This is a genomic window from Campylobacter sp. IFREMER_LSEM_CL1846, from assembly GCF_025772105.1.
GTDB classification, from domain to species: domain Bacteria; phylum Campylobacterota; class Campylobacteria; order Campylobacterales; family Campylobacteraceae; genus Campylobacter_D; species Campylobacter_D lari_D.
The window spans coordinates 105,870-127,588 of record NZ_JAKMRM010000003.1; the positions used below are offsets into that span (position 1 = coordinate 105,870).

18 protein-coding genes are annotated in these 21,719 nt (G+C 30.5%); 14 read left to right on the plus strand and 4 right to left on the minus strand.

All coding sequences use genetic code 11. The features are described 5' to 3' along the window. The first annotated feature begins 5 nt into the window (after positions 1 to 5). The 13 genes from lysA (at position 6) to serC (ending at position 14,135) form a co-directional block, all read left to right on the plus strand. Positions 6 to 1,211 (plus strand): diaminopimelate decarboxylase, encoded by a 1,206-nt coding sequence (lysA, locus tag L8W40_RS02580; protein WP_263664588.1) that lies wholly within the window; start codon positions 6 to 8, stop codon positions 1,209 to 1,211. Between the two features lies 1 nt (position 1,212). Beyond that, complete coding sequence (locus tag L8W40_RS02585) at positions 1,213 to 1,974, plus strand: HAD-IIA family hydrolase (protein WP_263664589.1); 762 nt, start codon at positions 1,213 to 1,215, stop codon at positions 1,972 to 1,974. Next, the gene (gene pheA, locus L8W40_RS02590) at positions 1,971 to 3,044 is read left to right on the plus strand and encodes a prephenate dehydratase (protein WP_263659771.1); all 1,074 of its coding nucleotides are present in this window, start codon (positions 1,971 to 1,973) and stop codon (positions 3,042 to 3,044) included. The genes L8W40_RS02585 and pheA overlap by 4 nt, the downstream gene beginning before the upstream one ends. Continuing rightward, entirely contained in the window at positions 3,034 to 4,125 is a 1,092-nt protein-coding gene (hisC, locus tag L8W40_RS02595) for a histidinol-phosphate transaminase (protein WP_263664590.1), read from the plus strand. Before pheA ends, hisC begins: the two co-directional genes overlap by 11 nt. A 14-nt stretch (positions 4,126 to 4,139) precedes the next feature. After that, on the plus strand, positions 4,140 to 5,825 hold the full coding sequence (gene fliF, locus L8W40_RS02600) for a flagellar basal-body MS-ring/collar protein FliF (RefSeq protein ID WP_263664591.1): 1,686 nt from the start codon (positions 4,140 to 4,142) through the stop codon (positions 5,823 to 5,825). Then, positions 5,825 to 6,853 carry a flagellar motor switch protein FliG gene (gene fliG, locus L8W40_RS02605; protein ID WP_039619192.1) on the plus strand — a complete coding sequence of 343 codons (1,029 nt, stop codon included), beginning with the start codon at positions 5,825 to 5,827 and terminating at the stop codon, positions 6,851 to 6,853. Before fliF ends, fliG begins: the two co-directional genes overlap by 1 nt. Positions 6,854 to 6,857: 4 nt before the next feature. Next, on the plus strand, positions 6,858 to 7,670 hold the full coding sequence (gene fliH / locus L8W40_RS02610; protein ID WP_263664592.1) for a flagellar assembly protein FliH: 813 nt from the start codon (positions 6,858 to 6,860) through the stop codon (positions 7,668 to 7,670). After that, on the plus strand, positions 7,667 to 9,496 hold the full coding sequence (gene dxs, locus L8W40_RS02615) for a 1-deoxy-D-xylulose-5-phosphate synthase (RefSeq protein ID WP_263664593.1): 1,830 nt from the start codon (positions 7,667 to 7,669) through the stop codon (positions 9,494 to 9,496). The genes fliH and dxs overlap by 4 nt, the downstream gene beginning before the upstream one ends. An 81-nt stretch (positions 9,497 to 9,577) precedes the next feature. Then, complete coding sequence (perR, locus tag L8W40_RS02620; protein ID WP_133319550.1) at positions 9,578 to 9,991, plus strand: peroxide-responsive transcriptional repressor PerR; 414 nt, start codon at positions 9,578 to 9,580, stop codon at positions 9,989 to 9,991. Between the two features lies 1 nt (position 9,992). Further along, the gene (locus L8W40_RS02625; protein WP_263664594.1) at positions 9,993 to 11,177 is read left to right on the plus strand and encodes a hypothetical protein; all 1,185 of its coding nucleotides are present in this window, start codon (positions 9,993 to 9,995) and stop codon (positions 11,175 to 11,177) included. A gap of 7 nt (positions 11,178 to 11,184) precedes the next feature. After that, entirely contained in the window at positions 11,185 to 11,886 is a 702-nt protein-coding gene (gene ubiE, locus L8W40_RS02630; RefSeq protein WP_263664595.1) for a bifunctional demethylmenaquinone methyltransferase/2-methoxy-6-polyprenyl-1,4-benzoquinol methylase UbiE, read from the plus strand. Further along, on the plus strand, positions 11,883 to 13,046 hold the full coding sequence (xseA, locus tag L8W40_RS02635; protein ID WP_263664596.1) for an exodeoxyribonuclease VII large subunit: 1,164 nt from the start codon (positions 11,883 to 11,885) through the stop codon (positions 13,044 to 13,046). Before ubiE ends, xseA begins: the two co-directional genes overlap by 4 nt. 12 nt (positions 13,047 to 13,058) lie before the next feature. After that, positions 13,059 to 14,135, plus strand: a complete 1,077-nt coding sequence (gene serC / locus L8W40_RS02640; RefSeq protein WP_263664597.1) for a phosphoserine transaminase — start codon at positions 13,059 to 13,061, stop codon at positions 14,133 to 14,135. Between the two features lie 60 nt (positions 14,136 to 14,195). On the opposite strand, the gene kcuS is transcribed toward serC, so the two are convergent. The 3 genes from kcuS to L8W40_RS02655 form a co-directional block, all read right to left on the minus strand. After that, the gene (gene kcuS, locus L8W40_RS02645; protein WP_133319555.1) at positions 14,196 to 14,387 is read right to left on the minus strand and encodes a KCU-star family selenoprotein; all 192 of its coding nucleotides are present in this window, start codon (positions 14,385 to 14,387) and stop codon (positions 14,196 to 14,198) included. Beyond that, a complete protein-coding gene (locus tag L8W40_RS02650) occupies positions 14,384 to 16,489 on the minus strand; it encodes a carbon starvation CstA family protein (protein WP_133319556.1) in 2,106 nt (701 codons plus the stop codon). The genes kcuS and L8W40_RS02650 overlap by 4 nt, the downstream gene beginning before the upstream one ends. Before the next feature lie 148 nt (positions 16,490 to 16,637). Beyond that, positions 16,638 to 17,351 (minus strand): DUF4198 domain-containing protein, encoded by a 714-nt coding sequence (locus L8W40_RS02655; protein ID WP_220566597.1) that lies wholly within the window; start codon positions 17,349 to 17,351, stop codon positions 16,638 to 16,640. A 158-nt stretch (positions 17,352 to 17,509) separates the two neighbouring features. On the opposite strand from L8W40_RS02655, the gene uvrA reads away from it, so the two are divergent. Beyond that, positions 17,510 to 20,332 (plus strand): excinuclease ABC subunit UvrA, encoded by a 2,823-nt coding sequence (gene uvrA, locus L8W40_RS02660; protein WP_263664598.1) that lies wholly within the window; start codon positions 17,510 to 17,512, stop codon positions 20,330 to 20,332. Between the two features lie 18 nt (positions 20,333 to 20,350). On the opposite strand, the gene trpB is transcribed toward uvrA, so the two are convergent. Next, positions 20,351 to 21,526, minus strand: a complete 1,176-nt coding sequence (gene trpB / locus L8W40_RS02665) for a tryptophan synthase subunit beta (protein WP_263664599.1) — start codon at positions 21,524 to 21,526, stop codon at positions 20,351 to 20,353. Positions 21,527 to 21,719 lie beyond the last annotated feature (193 nt).

Below are 21,719 nucleotides of genomic sequence, written 5' to 3' on the forward strand. Positions count from 1 at the left end.
TTTTTATGGATTATTTAAAACTAGCAAAAGAATACAACACACCATTTTATATTTATGATTTTGATAAAATTAAAGAGCGTTTTACAATGTTAAAAGATGCTTTTAAGGCAAGAAAATCACAAATTTTTTATGCAGTCAAAGCAAATTCTAATTTAAGCGTTTTAAAGCTTTTAGCTTCTTTGGATAGTGGGTTTGATTGTGTTAGTGCAGGTGAGATTTATAGAGCTTTAAAAGCAGGGGCTAAAAATTATAAAATTATTTTTAGCGGGGTTGGAAAAAGTGCTGATGAATTAAAATATGCTTTAGAGCAAAACATACTTTATGTAAATTTAGAAAGTTATGAAGAAATGCTTCTTTTGGAGCAAATTGCTAAAGAAGGTCAAAAGATAGCTCGTATAAGCATAAGGGTAAATCCAAATGTAGATGCTAAAACACATCCTTATATTTCTACAGGTTTGCATGAAAATAAATTTGGTGTAGATATAGAAAGTGCTAAAAAAATGTATCTTTATGCTAAAAACTCACAATTTTTAGAGCCAGTTGGAGTGCATTTTCACATAGGTTCACAAATTCTTGATATAAGCAGTATCCATGAGGCCTCAGCGATTGTTGCAAAATTAGTAAAAGAACTTTTAGCTTTGAAAATTAATATTAAATTCTTTGATATAGGCGGGGGTTTAGGAGTTTGTTATAAAGATGAACAAGAGCCAAATTTATATGATTATGCTCAAGGAATTTTAGCAAGTTTGCAAGGTCTTGATGTGTGTATAGGTATGGAACCTGGCAGGTTTTTGGTAGCAAATGCAGGCGAGTTTGTTACTAAAGTTTTATATGAAAAATTTAATGATAAAAAGCGTTTTGTGATTATTGATGGGGCGATGAATGATTTATTGCGTCCAAGTTTATATAGTGCTTATCATGAAATCAAGCTTTTGAGTGAAAATAAAGAAGAAAGCCTTTGTGATATTGTTGGTGGGGTTTGTGAGAGTGGAGATTTTTTAGCTAAAGATAGAAAACTAGCTAAAACAAAAGCAGGAGATTTGATCATAGTTAAAAGCGCAGGTGCATATGGTTTTAGTATGAGTAGTAATTACAATACTCGCAATAGAGTATGTGAGCTAGCTTGTGAAAATGGCATAGTAAGAATGATTAGAAAAAGAGAAAGTTATGAGGATCAAATTGCTTTAGAGCTTGATTTTTTAAAGGATTAAAATGTTGTTTTTAGATGTGCAAGGAACTTTGATTTCAGATCATGATAAAAGTCCTATAAATGGTGCTTTAGAACTCATTAAATCTTTAAATAAAGAAAAAATTCCTTATGTGATTATTACTAATAACACCAAAAGATTAGATTTTTTAAATTATTTGCAAAATTTGGGTTTTGAAATTAATGAAAAGGTTTATATTGATCCTTTTTGTGTTTTAAAAGATTATTTAAAACCTTGTAAAATAGCAGCTTTTGGGGCAAAAGAATTTTTAGATTCACTTCAAGAGTTAGGTTATGAGCTTGATTATAAAAATCCAAAAGCATTTTTGCTAGCAAGTTATGATAATTTTAAATTTCAAGATTTTGCTAATATGATAGAGTATATTAAAGATGGCGTGCAAGCTATAGCAATGCATGAGGGTAGTATTTATAAGAAAAACTCAAGGCTTTATCCAGGCGTTGGAAGCATCATGTCTATGCTTAAAAATGCATGCGAGTTTGATTATAAAGTGATAGGAAAACCTAGTAAGGCTTTTTATGAAAGTGCTTTAAAATTATTAAAACAGCAAGATTGTAATGTGAGTTTTAAAAAGATTTTGATTATTAGTGATGATTTTAAAGGCGATTTGCTTGGTGCTTATGAGCTTGGTATGCAAACAGGCTTAGTTTTAAGTGGTAAAATTTCTAACACTCAAGGTCTTGATACAACTAAACTTAATTTTGTATATGATAGTATTAAGGATTACTACATATCGAGGTTTAAATGAAAGATATAGAAAAATTACGCAATAAAATCGATACTATCGATGATAAAATTTTGGCTTTGCTTAATGAAAGAATGCTTCATGTTAAAGATATAGGAGTTATTAAACAAAATTTAGGTGGGAGTATTTATAGACCTGAGCGTGAAAGAGCTATTATAAATAGACTTAAAAATTATAATCATGGTTTATTAGATCAAAATGCAATCGAAGCAATTTATCAAGAAATTTTTGCTGTATCAAGAAATTTAGAAATGCCTCAAAGCATAGCTTATTTAGGGCCTGAAGGAAGTTATACGCATCAAGTAGCAAGAACGCGTTTCGGTGCTATGAGTCGTTATACTCCACTTGCAAATATAGAAGATGTTTTTAAAGAATTAGCTCACAAAGAAGCAAAATATGGAGTAGTACCTATAGAAAATAATACAGCAGGTGCAGTGGGTGTGACGCTTGATTGTCTTGGAAAATATGAGGATGTAAAGATTTTTGCTGAAATTTATATGGACATTCATCATTCTTTTGTAAGTATGAGTGAAAATTTAAAAGATATTAAACGCATATATTCTCATCCACAAGGTTATAATCAATGTAGAAATTTTTTAGAAAGTCATGATTTAAGTGAAGTAGAATTTGTAGCAAGCAAATCCACAGCTCATGCGGCTTATTTAGCTTCGCAAGATGTTACTTCAGCTGCGATTTGCTCTAAAATTGCAGCAAAACTTTATAATGTACCTATATTATTTGAAACGATTGAGGATAATTTGGCAAATCGCACTAGGTTTTTGATTTTAAGTGATATAAAAATACCTCAAATGCCTCATTGTAAAACTTCTATCTTAGCACTTGCTGCACACAAACCAGGTGGGCTTAGCGATTTGTTATATGAGTTTAAAAAAGAGGGGATAAATTTAACAAAACTTGAATCGCGCCCTATAAAAACAAGAGAATTTGTGCATAGTTTTTATATAGATTTTGAAGGACATATTGATGATGAAAATGTCCAAAGAGTATTAAAAAAAGCTGAGCATATAAAATGGCTTGGATCATATTTATCAGGAGAAAGCAATGAAATTTAATCCTTTTTTAGAGGCTATTAAAACTTATGAAAGTGGCAAGGATATGGATTTAATTGCTAAAGAATATGGTTTAAAAGAAGTTATTAAACTAGCAAGTAATGAAAATCCTTATGGCACAAGTAAAAAAGCTAAAGAAGCCATCATAAATAATGCACATTTAGCTCATTTATATCCTGATGATACTATGAGTGAATTAAAACAAGCTCTAGCACAAAAATATGATATTTTAAAAGAAAATCTCATCATAGGTAGTGGGAGTGATCAAATCATAGAATATATAGTACATGCAAAACTTGATCATTCTAAGGCTTATTTGCAATGCGGGGTTAGTTTTGCTATGTATGAAATTTATGCAAAACAACTAGGAGTTAAGATTTATAAAACTCCAAGCTTAACCCATGATTTAAATGAGTTATATGAGTTATATCAAAAGCATAAAAATGAAATTAAAGTAATCTTTTTATGCTTGCCAAATAATCCTTTGGGCGAGTGTTTAGACGCAAGTGAGGTTTTTGAGTTTTTAGAGAAAATTGATGAGGATTGTTTGGTAGCCATTGATGGAGCTTATAATGAATTTGCTTCATTTAAAGATAGCAAAAAACATATTAATCCTAAAGAATTAATCCATAAATTTCAAAATGCAGTATATCTAGGAACCTTTTCTAAGCTTTATGGTTTGGGCGGTATGAGAGTGGGTTATGGTATAGCTTGCAAGGAAATTATCAATGCATTTTATAAATTACGAGCACCTTTTAATGTGACTAATTTGAGTTTAAAAGCTGCTGTTGCTGCATTAGATGATGATGAGTTTGTGCAAAAAACCTTAGAAAATAATTTTTCACAAATGAAACTTTATGAAGATTTTGCTAAAAATTATAAAATTCGATACATTCCAAGCTATACAAATTTTATTACCTATTTTTTTGATGAAAAAAATAGCACAGATTTATCTGAAAAACTGCTTAAAAACGGTATAATAATAAGAAATTTACAAAGTTATGGTTTAAATGCTGTGCGTATAAGTATAGGTACAGAGTATGAAAATTCAAGGTTTTTTGAAGAGTTTTCTAAAAATTTTTAGTTTGTAGGAAATAAATGGATTATAAAACTATACTGCACCAAGTAGGTCAGCTTTATCAAAATTTAAGTTTAAGACAGCGTATTATTATTGCTGCTTCTATTGTTGTTGTAGTTGGATTTTTAGTATTTTTAACCCTTTTTAGAAGTGGCTCTACAGTAGCTAGCGAAGCTGGATATTCAGTATTATTTGAAAATGCTAATACTAGTGATTCGGCGATGATAGTAACTCAACTTGAAAAAAGTGGAGTTCCTTATATTTTGCGTAATGAAGGAACGATTTTAGTTCCTAATGAACAAGTATATAAACAGCGTTTAGCTATTGCTTCTGCAGGATTATTGCCAAAAGATAATAAAGTAGGCTTTGAGCTTTTTGATAAACAAGAATTTGGAGCCACAGAAGCTGAGCAAAAGGTAAAATACCAAAGAGCATTAGAAGGTGAGCTTGCTAGAACGATTGAAAGTTTAGAGCCTATTCATAGTGCTACGGTTCATATTGCTTTTGCTAAAGATACACTTTTTACCCAACAACAAGTTCCACCAACTGCTTCAGTAGCTTTGATTATAAAAGAAGGTTTAAAGCTTAACAAAAAGCAAATTATGGGGATTAAAAACCTAATCGCTTCTTCAGTAACAAAACTTACTCCAGAAAATGTAAAAATCATGGATCAAAAAGGTATTCCTTTAGATGATGAGGGTGCTTTTGAAAGTGATTTAATTGCTGCTCAAATTAAATATAAAAGAGATCAAGAATATGAATTAGAGCAAAAAATTGTTGCTTCTATTGCTCCATTTGCAGGTGGCTATGATAGGGTAGTAGCAAAGGTTAGTATTGATTATGATTTTTCTAAAGAAGAATCACAAAGTGAAGTATATGATCCAAATACCGTTGTGCGTAGTGAGCAAACCTTGGAAGAGCATAGAGAAGGCTATAAAGATAAAGAAATTCAAGGTGTACCAGGTGCTGTTTCAAACATCGGTCCTGTGGAAGGTTTGGATGATAAAGGTGCGCGCGAGGTTTATACTAAAAATCAAACTACAACTAATAATGAAATTTCTAAAAAAATTACCAACACCACTAAGCAATTTGCAACCATTAAAAGAATTTCTGCAGCTGTTGTGGTAGATGGAAAGTATAAAGTAATTACTGATGATCAGGGAAATATTACTAATGAATATATTCCTTTGAGTGATAAAGAAATTAAAGCGATTGAAAATCTTACTAAAGGTGCCATAGGATTTAATCTTGCTAGAGGTGATGCGGTTGAAGTAAATAATTTGGAATTTCATAGAACAGCTAAAGTTGAAAATAAGGTTCAAACTTTTTATTCAAGATTTGTTGAGCCTTTTATTCCACCTGTTAAGTATGTATTTGCGGCGATTTTGCTTTTTATCTTTTACAAAAAAGTTATTGTGCCATTTTCTCAAAAAATGCTTGCAGATATTAGACTTGAAGAAGAGATGGAAGGTAAGGATGGGCAGATTATTGATGAGGCTGAAGATGCTATTGAAAAATTCAATGCTGCTCGTAGAAAAGTTGAAGAACAGCTTGGTTTTGGAGATAGTTTTGATGAGGATGCATTACAATATGATGTTTTACTTGAAAAATTAAGAGCAGTAGCTAATGAAAAAGGCGAAGAAGTGGCATTATTGTTGCAAAAACTTGTTGAAAATGAAGCTGAATTTGGTGAGAAGGATATCTAATGATAAAGCTTAGCGAAGAACAAAAAATGGTCTATGATGACCTTTCTATGCCAGAAAAGGTTGCTATATTTTTAATCCAACTTGGAGAAGATGTAACGACAGTTTTATTTTCTCATATGGATATTAATGTCATCACTGAAATTTCTCGCTATATTGCTTTAGCAAAAAATGTTGATAAGCCAGTTGCTACTGCTGTACTTGAGGAATTTTATACTTTATTACAATCAAATCAATACTTAAAAAGTGGTGGTTTGGAATATGCAAAAGAAATTTTATTTAGAACTTTTGGTCCTGAAATTGCCAATAAAATTTTGGAAAAACTTACCAAAAGTATGGAAAATAATCAAAATTTTGCTTATCTTTCACAAATTAAACCACAACAACTTGCAGACTTTATTATTAAAGAACACCCGCAAACTATAGCTTTGATTTTAGCTCATATGGATACTACTCAAGCTGCTGAAACTTTGGAATATTTTAGCGATGAATTAAGAGCTGAAGTTGTAATAAGAATGGCAAATCTTGGAGATATATCTCCTTCAATTATCAAAAGAGTATCTGCTGTGCTTGAAAGTAAGCTTGAAAGTCTTACTTCTTATAAAGTTGAAGTGGGTGGTCCAAGAGCAGTTGCTGAAGTGCTTAATCGCTTGGGTCAAAAAGCCTCTAAAACAACACTTTCTTATATTGAGCAAAGTGATGAAAAACTTGCTACAACTATTAAAGATTTAATGTTTACCTTTGATGATATTTCTCAACTTAGTACTAATGCGATTAGAGAAGTTTTAAAAGCTGCTGACAAGCGTGATTTGATGATAGGTTTAAAGGGTGCAAGCGAGGATTTAAAACAAAAATTTATGTCCAATATGTCTACGCGCGCTGCTGAAGCTTTTGTAGAAGAAATGGGCTTTTTGGGTGCTGTGCGTGTTAAAGATGTAGAAGAAGCACAAAGAAAAGTTGTAGAAGTGGTGCAAAAACTTGCAGAACAAGGTCTTATCCAAGTGGGTGAGGCTGATGAGATGATAGAGTAAGATTATGGCAAAATTAACCAATGTAATTTCACCTGAAAATATTTCTGCTCATGTAGTTGAGGGTTATCATTTTAAAGTTATGAGTGAAATGCCCTCTAGTGAAGAACAAAAACAAGAAGAAATTCAAACTATAAATCAAGTCTCTCCTGTCCAAAACACACAACAAGCAGTAGAAAATCAAACAATAGAAGCTACTCCACAAACCCCACAACCACAAATTCAACCTGATTTTGTAGAAGATTTACTTAAAAAAACTGATGAAATGTCAGGAAATATCATTAAGTTGCAAATGCAGATAGAAAGCCAAGAGGCTGAATTTAACAATCGTTTAAATACAGAATTAGAACATGCAAAGGAAAAATTTACTAAAGAAGGTTATGAACAAGCACAAAAGAATTTTGAAAGCGAATTAGAAGCCTTGAAGGAAAAATACTTAAAAAGCGTAGAAAAGCTTGAAAATACAGTGCGAAATTTAAATGAGTTTTTATCTAAAAATGAAAAAGAATTAGCCGATACAGCTGTAATTATTGCAAAAGAAGTGATTGCAAAAGAGCTCGAAGAAAATTCATCACTTATAGCATTAAATTTAGCAAAAGAACTTATGAGTGAACTTAAAAATGCTACCAAGATAGAATTAAAGTTAAGTCCTGATGATTTTGAATATGTAAAAACACACTTGCAAGAACAAAGCAATATTAAATTTAGTCTTGATGATGCGATTAATAAGGGAAGTATTTTAATATTAAGTGATGCGGGTAATATAGAGTCAAACCTTAACAATCGTTTGCAAAAAATCAAAAACATGGTTAATGAATGATAGATTTAAATAACTTAAATATTAAAAATATGCAAATTAAAGAACTGGAAAATTTAGCTAGTAATTTGCGTGAAGTTATCATAGATACAGTGAGTAAAAATGGTGGACATTTAAGCTCAAATTTAGGTGTAGTTGAGCTTAGTATAGGAATGCATTATGTTTTTGATGTGCGAAAAGATCCTTTTATTTTTGATGTTTCACACCAATCTTATCCACATAAGCTTTTAAGTGGTAAGATAGATAATTTTCATACTTTAAGACAATTTAATGGCTTGAGTGGATATACAAAGCCTGATGAGGGGGATTATTTTGTAGCAGGACATTCAAGCACTTCTATATCTTTGGCAGTTGGAGCTTGTAAGGCTATAAGATTAAAAAAAGAAGATCGCTTACCTGTTGTATTAATAGGTGATGGAGCGTTAAGTGCAGGTATGGCTTATGAAGCTTTAAACGAGCTTGGTGATAGAGAATATCCTTGTGTGATTATTTTAAATGATAATGAAATGAGTATTTCAAGGCCAATTGGAGCTATTTCAAAATACCTTTCTCAAGCAATGGCAACGCAGTTTTATCAAAAGTTTAAAAAACGCATAGAAAATCTTTTAGAGTATTTTCCTCAAGGCGCATCTTATATGGCAAAGCGTTTCGAAGAGGGTTTAAGACTTATTACACCTGGACTCTTATTTGAAGAATTAGGACTTGAATATATAGGGCCTATTGATGGACATAATTTAAATGAAGTTATAAATGCGCTAAATCAAGCTAAAGCTATGAATAAACCTTGTGTAGTGCATGCGCAAACTATCAAAGGCAAAGGTTATACATTAGCTGAAGGTAAAAATGCTAAATGGCATGGAGTAGGTGCTTTTGATAGAAGTAGCGGAGAGAGTTTAAAGGCTAATATGAACAAAAAAAGTGCGACAGAAATTTTTTCAAATACACTTTTAAATTTAGCTCAAAAATATGAAAATATAGTAGGTGTAACTGCTGCTATGCCAAGTGGAACTGGAATAGATAAGCTAATGGAAAAATATCCTGAGCGTTTTTGGGATGTAGCAATTGCAGAACAACATGCAGTTACTTCTATGGCAGCTATGGCTAAAGAAGGTTTTAAGCCTTTTATAGCAATTTATAGCACTTTCATGCAAAGAGCTTATGATCAAGTTATCCATGATTGTGCTATTATGAATTTAAATGTAGTTATTGCTATGGATAGAGCTGGCATAGTAGGAGAAGATGGGGAAACTCATCAAGGTGCTTTTGATGTTAGTTTTTTAAGTGCTATACCAAATATTACTTTAGCGGCTCCAAGAGATGAGGCTATGATGGAAAGAATTATGGAGTATGCTTATTTTCATCAAGGTGTTTTTGCTTTTCGTTATCCTAGAGGTAATTTTTTATTAGATGAAAATTTTAATCCATGTGAGATAAAACTTGCAAAAGCTCAAATTTTATCTAAAGTGCAAAGCGATAAAGTATTTTTAGGTTTTGGTCAGGGTGTGGCTAAGGCAAAACTAGCTTTAGATAAACTTGGTTTAGATTATGCAAGCTTAATAGATTTGATTTTTGCAAAACCTTTAGATGAAGAGCTTTTAAAAGAATTGGCAAAAGATACAAAAACTTGGTTTGTTTTTTCAGATAGTGCTAAGATAGGTGGAGTGGGAAGTTTGATTACAACTTTCTTGCAAAAAGAAAACCTTTATCATATAAAACTAGTAAGTTTTGAATTTGAAGATCAATTTATAACTCATGGTAAAACAAATGAAGTAGAAAAATTTCTAGAAATTGATGTTGAATCTTTGTGTAAAAAGATTAAAATTTATTAAAAGATAAAAAATATCCTTTAATATAATCATTTTTTTATAAAAAAAGCGTTATACTATATAAAAAATATCGGAGAATTAATAATGGAACTTATTCAATTGCTTAAAAATTGTGATTTAAAAGCTACTCCTCAAAGACTTTGTATTTTAAAAATTTTAAAACGCCATGAACATCCTAATATAGAATCTTTATACGAAAGCATTAAGGAAGAATATCCTTCTATCTCTTTAGCTACAGTGTATAAAAATTTAAATACTTTAAAAGAACAAGGTTTGGTTGTAGAAATCAACACTCCAAATCAAAAAACTTGTTATGATATTTATGAATATCCTCATATACATGTAATTTGTAGCAAATGCAATCATATAGAAGATGTATGTTATGAAGATAGTGGGATAAATAAATACCAAGAAGATCTTGAGAAAAAAATTGGCAATATCATTGATTATCTTGGCGTATTTGCTTATGTGAATGGTTGTAAAGCTTGTAAAAAATAAAATGGTTTGTGAAGTCCAAAGACGCTTTTTGCTCAAAAATGATGACTTTATAAAAATTTTAAAAGAAGAAAAAATTATATATTCTAAGGATAAAATACGCGTTTTCTTTACGCGTATAAGTCCTTTTTGTGATGTTAAATATAAAAAATTTAATAAAAATTATTATCGATTTTCACTTTATAAACTGCATGATATTTTAGATAAAAAAAATCATAAACTTTCTAAAAAAGAATTTAAACAGCAAAGTAAAAAACTTATAGGAAGTGTTATTAAGAAAACTAGAATTAGTTTTGAGATTAATAGTGCTCGATTTTTACTTTATAAGTTTAAAAATAATCTACAAGATTTGGTCATTTTGAAAGTTGTTTTTCCTACTTTTGAAAAAGCAAAGCAATTTAATTTACCTCACTTTTTTAAAAGCTATAAAGAGATTTCAGATGATGAAAATTTCTACAGCAAAAATTTAGCATTATATGGAGATTTTTCTAAAATTTTTGATAGTGCTAGATGTATTAAAATTTTAGATAAGCAAGAAGATATTAGCTTACATTTTCCAAATCAAATTCAAAGTTTTGAAGCGGGTAAAATCTTACTTTTTGTACTTTTAAAAAGATTAAAAAATGACAGATTGAATTTTTTACAAAAATTAAATTTTGAAAGTTTTGAGCAATTTTTTGTAAGTCTTAGGCAAATATGCATTTTCTTTGAGCTTTTTAGCACTCTTTTTGAAAAGAGTATTCAAAATAAACTTCAAGATTATATTTTGAATTTGGAAAAACAAATTTGTAATGATAAAATTTGTAAATTTGAATTAGAAAAATATATTTTTATTTTAAGTGATGAAAAAATCAATGATATTTTTCTTGATATGGATTTTATTTTAAAGAATGATTGTAGTTTTTATCAAGGAGAGAAAAATCAAATTTTAAAGTCTTTAGTGGCTTTTAAACTAAGAAAAGAATTAGTTTTTTTAAAGAAAAAAATTGTAAAATCTCAAACAAATCATGAAGAAGAATTAGAAAGAATAAAATTTTTATTATGCTATTTTGCAACTATGTTTGAAGAAAAAAGTATTGAAAAACTAAAAAATTATTTTGAACATAATCATTTAGAACAAATTTCATATGATGAAAATACAATAAAACAAATTGAAAAAAGCATTAAAAAATTAAAAATATATAGTTAGGAAAAACATGCAAAAACAAGAAAAAATAGTCAAAATGTTTGATGATATAGCACCAACTTATGATAAGGCTAATAGAATTTTAAGTTTTGGAAGTGATGTGAGTTGGAGAAAAAAAGCTTGTTTAGATGTTTTTAAATTTTCTAACAATGAACTTGATATTATCGATGTGGCTTGTGGTACAGGCGATATGATTATAGAATGGCAAAATCAAGCCTTAAGGGCAAATAAAAATATCATTAGTATAAAAGGAGTTGATCCAAGTGCGGGTATGCTTGAAGTGGCTAAGAAAAAAATTCCTGATGCGACTTTTGTGCAAGCAAAAGCACAAGAACTTCCACTTGAAAGTGAAAGTGCAAATATCATAAGTATAAGTTATGGCATACGCAATGTGGTAGATAGGAAAGAAGCTATAAAAGAATTTGCAAGAGTGTTGAAAAAGGATGGGATTTTACTTGTGCTTGAATTTACTAAAAGAGAGCAGGGTGGTTTTATAGCTGCTTGTAGAGATTTTTACTTAAAAAATATTTTACCAAAAGTGGGTGGATTTATCAGTAAAAATTATAGTGCTTATGAGTATTTACCAAATTCGATAGAAGATTTTTTAAGCAAAGAAGAATTTATTAAAGAATTGAGTGAGTATTTTGAAATGCTAGAGTATAAAAGCTTTAGTTTTGGTGTTTGTTCTATGTTTATTGCAAGAAAAAAATGAAAGTTTCAGAACTTAATTTAAAAGCTAAAAGTTTATTAGAATTTCATCTTGATGATATAGAGCTTAGTGGAGAAATTTCTAAAATTACCATTCATAGTTCAGGACATTGGTATTTTGACTTAAAAGATGAAAAATCAAGTATAGCTTGTGTGATGTTTAAAGGTTTTAATCAATTTGTCCAAGCTAAACCTAAAGTTGGCGATATGCTTGAACTTAGAGGTTATGTGAGTTTATATGAAGCAAGTGGCAGGTATCAATTTATCGCCAAAAGTATGCAAAAAACAAGTCTTGGAGATTTAGAAGCTAAATTTTTAGCTCTAAAAGAAAAGCTTGAAAAAGAAGGTTTGTTTGATACAAATGTTAAAAAAAGTATTATTAAATTTCCTAAAAAAATAGGCATAATTACTTCTTTTACTTCAGCTGCTTTGCAAGATATGTTAAAGCTAATTTCACAAAAAGAATACAATCTTTGCAAAATAACTATTTTTAATGCCCTTACCCAAGGACAAAGTGCCCCAAATTCTTTAATAAATGCTTTAAAAAAAGCCAATGAGTATAATTTAGATGCGATTATTTTAGCAAGAGGTGGTGGAAGCAGAGAAGATTTGTTTTGTTTTAACGATGAAGAACTTGCAAGATGTATTTTTTCTTTAAAAACGCCTATTGTTTCTGCTATTGGACATGAGATTGATTATGTTATTAGTGATTTTGTAGCAGATTTAAGAGCACCAACTCCAAGTGCAGCTATTGATATGATTTTTCCAAATAAACTAAGCTTAGAACAAGGACTTGATGAGCTTGTTATGCGTTTTAAAAACCAAATGTTAAATCATCTTAAGTTTTATCAAAACAAAATCGATCACTTGCAAAATTTAGCCAAAGCTAAGTCTTTAGAAAATGCTTTTTTTCTTAGAAAACAAAAGCTTGATTTTTTACAAAGCCAACTAAAGAGTGTTTTAAATTTAAAATTATTAAATTATGAAAATAAGCTTGATAATTTTGAGGAACTTTTAACTCAGCATAAAAATTTCTTTGATAAAAGTAAAAATTTGATAAATTTACAAAAAGATGGCAAAAATATCTCTCTTGAAAAGCTAAAAAAAGGAGATATTATAAAGCTTTGCTCAATAAATGAGAGTAAAGAAGCTCAAATACTATAAAAAGGAGATAAAATGAGAGTGATGAATTTTAGTGCAGGTCCTTCAAACCTGCCTGATGAGGTTTTAAAAGAAGCTAGGGAACATTTGTTTGATTATCATGGTAAAGGCTTTTCTATTATGGAAGTTTCTCATCGTGGAAAGGTTTTTGAAGAAGTGCATTTTGAAGCTATCAAAATGGCAAAAGAACTTTATGGTGTAAATGATGATTATGAAGTGCTTTTAATGCAAGGCGGGGCTAGTTTGCAATTTGCTATGATACCTATGAATTTATATATGGGTGGAGTTTGTGAATTTACTAATACGGGAGTTTGGACTAAAAAGGCTATTAAAGAAGCTGAAATTTTAGGAGTAAATACAAAAATAGTAGCAAGTAGCCAAGAAAGTGAGTTTGATCATATCCCACAATTTGAATTTAGCGATAATGCAGATTATGCTTATATATGCTCTAATAATACTATTTATGGAACTCAATATAAAAGCTATCCAAAGACTAAAAGTCCTTTGATAATTGATGCTTCTAGTGATTTTTTCTCTAAAAAGATAGATTTTTCTAATATTGCTATGCTTTTTGGTGGGGTGCAAAAAAATGCAGGAATTTCAGGGCTTGCTTGTGCTTTTGTGCGTAAAGATATGATAGAGCGTAGTAAAAACAAAAATATACCTAGTATGTTAAAATATAGCGTTTATGCTGAAAATAATTCTTTATTTAATACTCCAGCAACCTTTGCTATATATATGTTTAATCTTGAAATGAAATGGCTTTTAAATCAAGGTGGATTAGACAAAATTAATGAGCAAAATATACAAAAAGCCAAAATTTTATACGATGTGATTGATGAGAGTAATGGTTTCTATAAAGGTCATGCCAAAAAAGAGGATAGATCATTAATGAATGTTAGTTTTAATATAGCTTATGATAAAAACTTAGAGCCAGTTTTTGTAAAAGAAGCTGAAGAAAATGGTATGATAGGGCTTAAAGGACATAAAATTTTAGGTGGAATTCGTGCTAGTATTTATAATTCTATCAGCATTGAAAAGGTTCAAAAGTTAAGTGAATTTATGAAAGCTTTTGCAAAAAAACATGCTTGATTTTTGGTGATTTTCACCAAAAATCATTTGTATAGTAAAAACTTTACTCTTTAATATTTATCAGCATTTTCCTAAGCCACTATTGTATTTTTTTTCAAGAAAATCTTTGAAAAATTCTTTTCTACTTTTACAAGGTGCTTTAGGATGTTTTTCTCTCATATGTTCAAGATATTTATCATAGCTTGCAACTCCAACTAAGGGATGAAAAAACCTTTCGGATTTTTCATACCATAATTTAAGTTTTTTTATCATGTTTTTTCCTTTTTTAATGCTATATAAGGGCTTTCTTTTAAAGGAATGTTTAATTTTTTGATAAAAATTCCAAAACAAGAAAGTATAACAAGCAAAGTGGTAATCATGAAAAACACACATAAAATTGCATTTATTAAATTGGAATTTTTAGCTTGAGATGCTAATTTTATATCTTTTTTGATTTGCTCGATTATTGCTTCATCTTGTGTTTGAGAAAGTTTTAAATTAAATTCTTGTATTTTTTGCGTATTTATTTGTACAGCAGCAACATGACTTATAGCATTATGGATTGGATCTCCTTCTTTGTAAGGAAGAATTTTTTGAATACCTCCATAAAGTGTTGCGATTAAAACAAAACAAGCAGGTATGAGAGTAATCCAAGTATATCTTGCCTTCCCCATTTTAAATAAAATCGCACTTGCTAAAAGCAATGCCATACCAGCAAGCATTTGATTACTCACTCCAAAAAGTGGCCATAATGAGTAAATTCCACCTTTTGGATCTATTGCTCCTTGGTAGAGAAAATACCCCCATCCACCAACACTTAAAGCTGTTGCAAAAATTCCTGCTAAGGTATTATTGATATTTCCTAAAGGTTTATAAACATTACCCAATATATCTTGAGCCATAAATCTACAAGCTCTTGTCCCAGCATCAACTGCAGTTAAAATAAACAAGGCTTCAAATAAAATAGCAAAGTGATACCAAAAGCCCATTAAATTCACTCCACCAAATAATTCATGTAAAATTAAAGCAACACCTACAGCAAATGTTGGTGCCCCACCAGTTCTTGATAATATGCTTTGTTCGCCTATATTTGTAGTTAAAGTAGTGATTTCTTCAGGAGTTATTTTAAAACCCCAGCTAGAAATAGCAGCAGCTGCATTTGCAACATCTACACCTATAGTAGCAGCAGGCGCATTGATGGCAAAGTAAAGACCAGGGTGTAAAATACAAGCACAAATTAAAGCCATGATGGCCACAGCACTTTCCATAAGCATAGAGCCATATCCAACAGCTAATGCATGAGTTTCATTTTCAAGCATTTTAGGAGTTGTGCCACTTGAAATTAATGCATGAAAACCACTAATAGCTCCGCATGCAATGGTAATAAATAAAAATGGAAAAATTGCTCCAGCAAATACAGGCCCACTTCCATCTAAATATTGAGAGTTAATTTTTGGCATTTGAAGATCAGGTGCTACAAATACAATAGCTAAAGCCATAACCACAATAACACCGATTTTTAAAAAAGTTGATAAATAATCTCTTGGAGCAAGTAAAAACCAAACAGGTAAAATTGCAGCTATAAAACCATAAGCCATCATAATAAGCGCTAAAGTTGGTGCATCAAAGGTAAATATTTTCGCCCAATAAGGATCAGCAGCTATTTCACTTCCATAATGTATGGCTAATATGAGCAATATAAAACCTATAATAGAAGCTTCACCAACCCTACCAGGTCTTAAAAATCTCATATAAATTCCCATAAAAACAGCAATAGGAATGGTCATTGCGATGGTAAATAATCCCCATGGAGATTCTGCTAAAGCTTTTACAACAACCATAGCTAAAATCGCAATAATTATAAGCATAATTCCAAATATAGCAATCATTGCTATTGCGCCGATAAATTGTCCTAATTCATCTTTTATCATCTCTCCTAAAGATTTTCCATTACGACGCGTAGATATAAATAAAACTACAAAATCATGTACCGCACCTGCTAAAACACCGCCTATTAATATCCAAAGCATAGAGGGTAAATAACCCATTTGTGCAGCAAGTATAGGACCTACCAAAGGACCAGCTCCTGCGATAGCGGCAAAATGATGTCCAAAAAGCACAATTTTATTTGTAGGGACAAAATCACATCCGTCATTTTTAACTACAGCAGGAGTTGCTCTGTTTTTATCTAGCTCTAGCACCTTATAGGCAATATATCTACCATAAAATCTATACCCTATGATATAAATACATAAAGCAGCAATAACAAGATAAATCGCTGAAATACTTTCGCCATTTTGGAGTGCTAATATGCCAAAACAAACAGCACCGACAATGGCAACAAAAAACCATAATATTTTGTTAGTAATATTCATTTAATTCCTTTGCTTTAGTGAATTTATTTAGTGTATCGTAGAATTATATTTTATTGCTATATAGGATAAATAAAAAATTAATATATTACAAAATGTAACATATTTCTTAGTCAATTAAAAATTAATTTTATTGACTAAGAATTTGAAATTATTTAGATTTAAAACTTAGTGTCGCTGTCAATTGTAGAGTATCGCCATATCTGTCTAGATTGTATGGTAATTTGATGTTCGCAGCTATTATTTGTAAACCATCTTTTGGTTTTGTGAGTGTGATTGTTGCTATACCTTTTTCATTTGTTGCTATGTTGTCGATATCATCATTTTGATCTTCAAATTCAACTCCTTTTACGGGTTTTCCATCTAGTAAAACTTGGAGTTTTAATTTATCTCCTTCATGTAGTGTTAAAGGATTTTGTAAAGGAACTATTTCAAATTTTAATCCTAATGGTTTTTTTGAACCTTCATCCCAAGAAAAAATACTTTTTCCCATTTTGAAAATTTTTCTTGTTTGAGTGACTTCATTTGCACCAGTAATATCTGTAATATCAGATCTTTTTTGTGCATAATGTTTTCCATCTTTTGTAAATGTGTAATATCCAAAATCATAATTAACACTTGCAACAGCAGGTTTTCCCTCAATAAATATTTTGTTATTTTCGTAGTCATAGCCAGCTTTTAAATTTTTTCCTTGAGAATCTTTTGCACTTATACCAAAAACCCTATCAGGTTGATATTGTCCCCAGTGATCATCAGCCCAAAAACCTACTTCATATCCATTGCTAGTTTGCATAGGAAAGAATTGATGAGCTAAAGCAGAACTTGCTATAAAAAAACTCAAAAACACCATTTTTGAAAATTTCATTTTTTCTCCTTTAAAATAATTTTGATAATCATTATATATATTTTTATTTATATAAAACTTAAGAATGTATTTTAATTTTTCCTTTATAAAAAAGAAAAATATTTTAATTTTTCTTATGTTAAAATCATAAATTTATTTTTAAATATTTAGGAAAAGTTATGAATGATACTATTAATATAATTGGTGCTAAAGAGAATAATCTTAAAAATATCAACCTAGAAATTCCTAAAAATAAGCTTATAGTTTTTACAGGACTTAGTGGAAGTGGTAAATCCACTTTAGCTTTTGGTACGCTTTATGCAGAAGGACAACGCCGCTATATTGAGAGTTTAAGTGCTTATGCAAGGCAGTTTTTAGATAAAGTTGGTAAGCCAAATGTTGATAAAATAGAAGGTTTAACTCCTGCTATTGCTATTGATCAAAAAACAACTTCTAAAAATCCTCGATCAACTGTTGGGACTATTACTGAAATTTATGATTATTTAAGACTTTTATATGCAAGGATTGGCTCACAACATTGTCATCAATGTGGCCAAAAAATCTCATCTATGAGTGCAGCAGATATCGTAGGTGAAATCTTAAAGCTTCCAAAAGGGGCAAAAATCATCATTTATGCTCCTTTGATCAAAGAAAAAAAGGGAACTTTTGCAGATCTTTTGGAAAATTTAGTCGCAAAAGGCTATGTTAGAGCACAAATTGATGGGGTTTTAACGCGTCTTGATGAGGATATTGAGCTTGCTAAAACTAAAAAACATACAATAAAGCTTGTGATAGATAGACTCCAAATGCAAGATGATATGTTGGCAAGACTTGCAAGCGATATAGAAAAAGGTCTTAGTGAGAGCTTTGGTGAAGTGGAAATTGAAGTTTTAAATAATGAAGAATTAAACATAGCAAAACATTTTCATTATAGTGAGCATAATGCTTGTTTTGATTGTAAAATTTCCTTTCCTTTGCTTGAGCCTTTGAGTTTTTCTTTTAATTCTCCAAAAGGTGCTTGTCCAAGTTGTGATGGTCTTGGTATAAGATATACGCTAGATATGAAAAAGCTTATCAATGAAGAATTAAGCCTAGAAGCAGGAGCTGTAAAGCTATTATATGGGTTTAATAAAAGTTATTACTATAAGTTTTTAATGGCCTTTTGCGAGCAAAATGATATAAGGATAAAAATTCCATATAATGAGCTAAGCGAAGAAGAAAAGCGTCTAGTACTTTATGGTAATGCCAAGGAAATTAACTTTTTATGGAAAAGACATCGCTTAAATCGCAAATTTGAAGGTGCAGTTAAATATGCTTATGAAATGCTAAAAGATGAAAAAGATTTAAGCGAGTATATGAGCGAAAAAACTTGTAAAGATTGCAATGGTCATCGTTTAAGAGCTGAAAGTTTAGCTGTAAAAGTAGCTGAGAAAAATTTGGGTGAAATTTTAGATATGAGCATAGAAAATACTACTGCATTTTTTTCAAAAGAAGCTAATTTTGCATATTTGAGTGAGCAAGAAAGATTGATAGCTAAGCCTATTTTTAAAGAAATTAATGAAAGATTGTTTTTTCTTTATGATGTAGGACTTGGGTATTTATCCTTAGGGCGTGATGCAAGAACAATTAGTGGAGGTGAAGCTCAAAGAATTCGTATAGCATCTCAAATTGGTAGTGGTTTAAGTGGGGTGATGTATGTTTTAGATGAGCCTAGCATTGGTTTGCATGAGCGAGATACAGCAAAACTCATTAAAACTTTAAGAAATCTTCAGCAAAAGGGTAATACTTTAATCGTGGTTGAGCATGATAAAATGACAATAGAAGAAGCAGATTTTATCGTAGATATTGGTCCAAATGCTGGTAAATTTGGTGGTGAAGTTGTATTTAGTGGAACTTATAAAGAATTATTAAAAAGTAAAAGCCAAACTGCCCTTTATATGAGTGGTAAAAAGCAAATTGCCCATCAAAAACACAGAGAACAAAAAGATTTTATTAGTTTAAAAGATGTGAGCATTAATAATATTCAAAATTTAAGTGTAGATTTTCCATTGCATAATTTAGTAGCAATTACAGGTGTTTCAGGAAGTGGTAAAAGCTCGCTAATCTTGCAAACTTTGCTTCCATTTGCAAAAGAAGAGCTTAACCGTGCTAAAAAAGTTAAAAAACTAAGTGGGGCTAAGATAGAAGGTTTGGAAAAACTTGATAAGGTAATTTATCTTGATCAAAGTCCTATAGGAAGGACTCCTCGTTCAAATCCCGCTACTTATACAGGTGCTATGGATGAAATTCGTAATCTTTTTGCAGCTACCAAAGAAGCTAAAATGCGAGGTTATAAAGCAGGACGTTTTTCTTTTAATGTTAAAGGTGGAAGATGTGAAAAGTGTAGTGGCGATGGTGAGATTAAAATAGAAATGCACTTTTTGCCTGATGTGATGGTAACTTGTGATGTTTGCGATGGTAAAAGATATAATGATGCAACTTTAGAGATTAAATATAAAGGTAAAAGCATAGCTGATGTTTTAAATATGAGTATTATTGAAGCAAGTGAGTTTTTTACTTCTGTGCCAAAGATAAAACAAAAGCTTGATACTTTGGTAAAAGTTGGGCTTGATTATCTTACCTTAGGACAAAATGCAACTACTTTAAGTGGTGGGGAGGCTCAGCGTATTAAGTTAGCTAAAGAATTAAGCAGAAGCGATACAGGAAAAACTCTTTATATTTTAGATGAACCTACAACAGGACTTCATTTTGAAGATGTTAATAAACTTATTGTAGTTTTGCAACATTTAGTTGATCTTGGAAATAGTGTGTTTGTGATAGAGCATAATTTAGATGTGATTAAAAATGCTGATTATATCATCGATATGGGACCTGAAGGTGGAGTTAAAGGTGGTAAGGTTATAGCTAAAGGTAGCGTTGAAGAGCTTGCTAAAAATCATAAAAAAAGTGGTTCTTATACAGGGTATTATCTAAATTTAGAGCTAAAAAGCATAAAAAAATAAATTGGTTGAAGTTATTCTTCAACCATAAATTTCACCTTTTTTATATTCATAAATACTTTGCATATCTTTATCTCCTCTTCCTGAAAGATTTACAACTATCACACTTTTTTTCTTTAAAGTCGGACAAAGTTTTTCTAAATAAGCTAATGCATGTGAGCTTTCAATAGCGGGTATAATACCTTCTTCTTTACATAATAATTTTAAAGCATTAATACACTCATCATCACTAATAGCATGATAACTTGCTCTTTTACTTTCTTGCAAATATGCGTGCAAAGGCCCTATGCCAGGGTAATCAAGCCCAGCAGAAATACTAAAAGTATGAGCAATATTGCCTTTATCATCTTGTAAAACTTTAGTTTTCATACCATGGATAATACCCTCTTTACCTTTAGTAAGTGTGGCTGCATGATAAGGTGTATCTTTTCCTAAACCTGCTGCTTCAACGCCTATGAGTTTAACTTTTTCATCTTTTAAAAATGCATGAAAAATTCCAGCAGCATTGCTACCACCTCCAGCTGCTGCTATGATGTAATCAACTTTTTTATTTAATTTTCTAAGTTGCATTTTACATTCTTTACCTATAATACTTTGAAAATGCGTAACAATTTGTGGATAAGGATAAGGCCCCACTGCACTTCCTACTACATAAAATACTTCTTTGGTATTTTTAACCCAAAACTTTAAAGCCTCATCTACCGCATCACTTAAAGTTTTACTTCCACTTTCTACCGCATGAACTTTTGCTCCTAAAAGCTCCATTTTATAGACATTTAAGGCTTGTCTTTTTACATCAATAGCTCCCATAAATATCTCACATTCAAGTCCCAAAAGTGCTGCTGCAGTAGCTGTTGCAAGTCCGTGTTGTCCTGCTCCGGTTTCTGCAATAATTTTTTTCTTATTCATTTTCTTTGCCATTAAGGCTTGAGCTATGGCATTGTTGATCTTATGAGCTCCTGTGTGAGTTAAGTCTTCTCTTTTTAAATAAATTTCATGATTATAAAGCTTGCTTAAATTTTTAGCATGGTATAAAGGTGTGGGTCTTCCCACATAATTAGCTAAGAGTTCTTTTAATTCTGTGTTAAAATCTTTATCTTTTTTGAGTTTTAAAAAAGCTTTTTCTACTTCATCTAATGCTATTTTTACTTCATTTGGCACAAATTGCCCACCAAATTTTCCATAATATTTTTTCATAGTATTTCCTTAAAATGATTAATAATTTAAAATCAAAAATGATCAACTAAAACTAAAAATGTAAAATAAAAAATGATTGAAAATGTAGTAGCAGGCTTAACGCCAAGAAAAAGAAGCTCTGTTAAATGAGTATTCTAAATTTAGTTTAGAAAATTTTTTCCTTTCCATAATTTTTCCTTTTAAAAAATTGCCA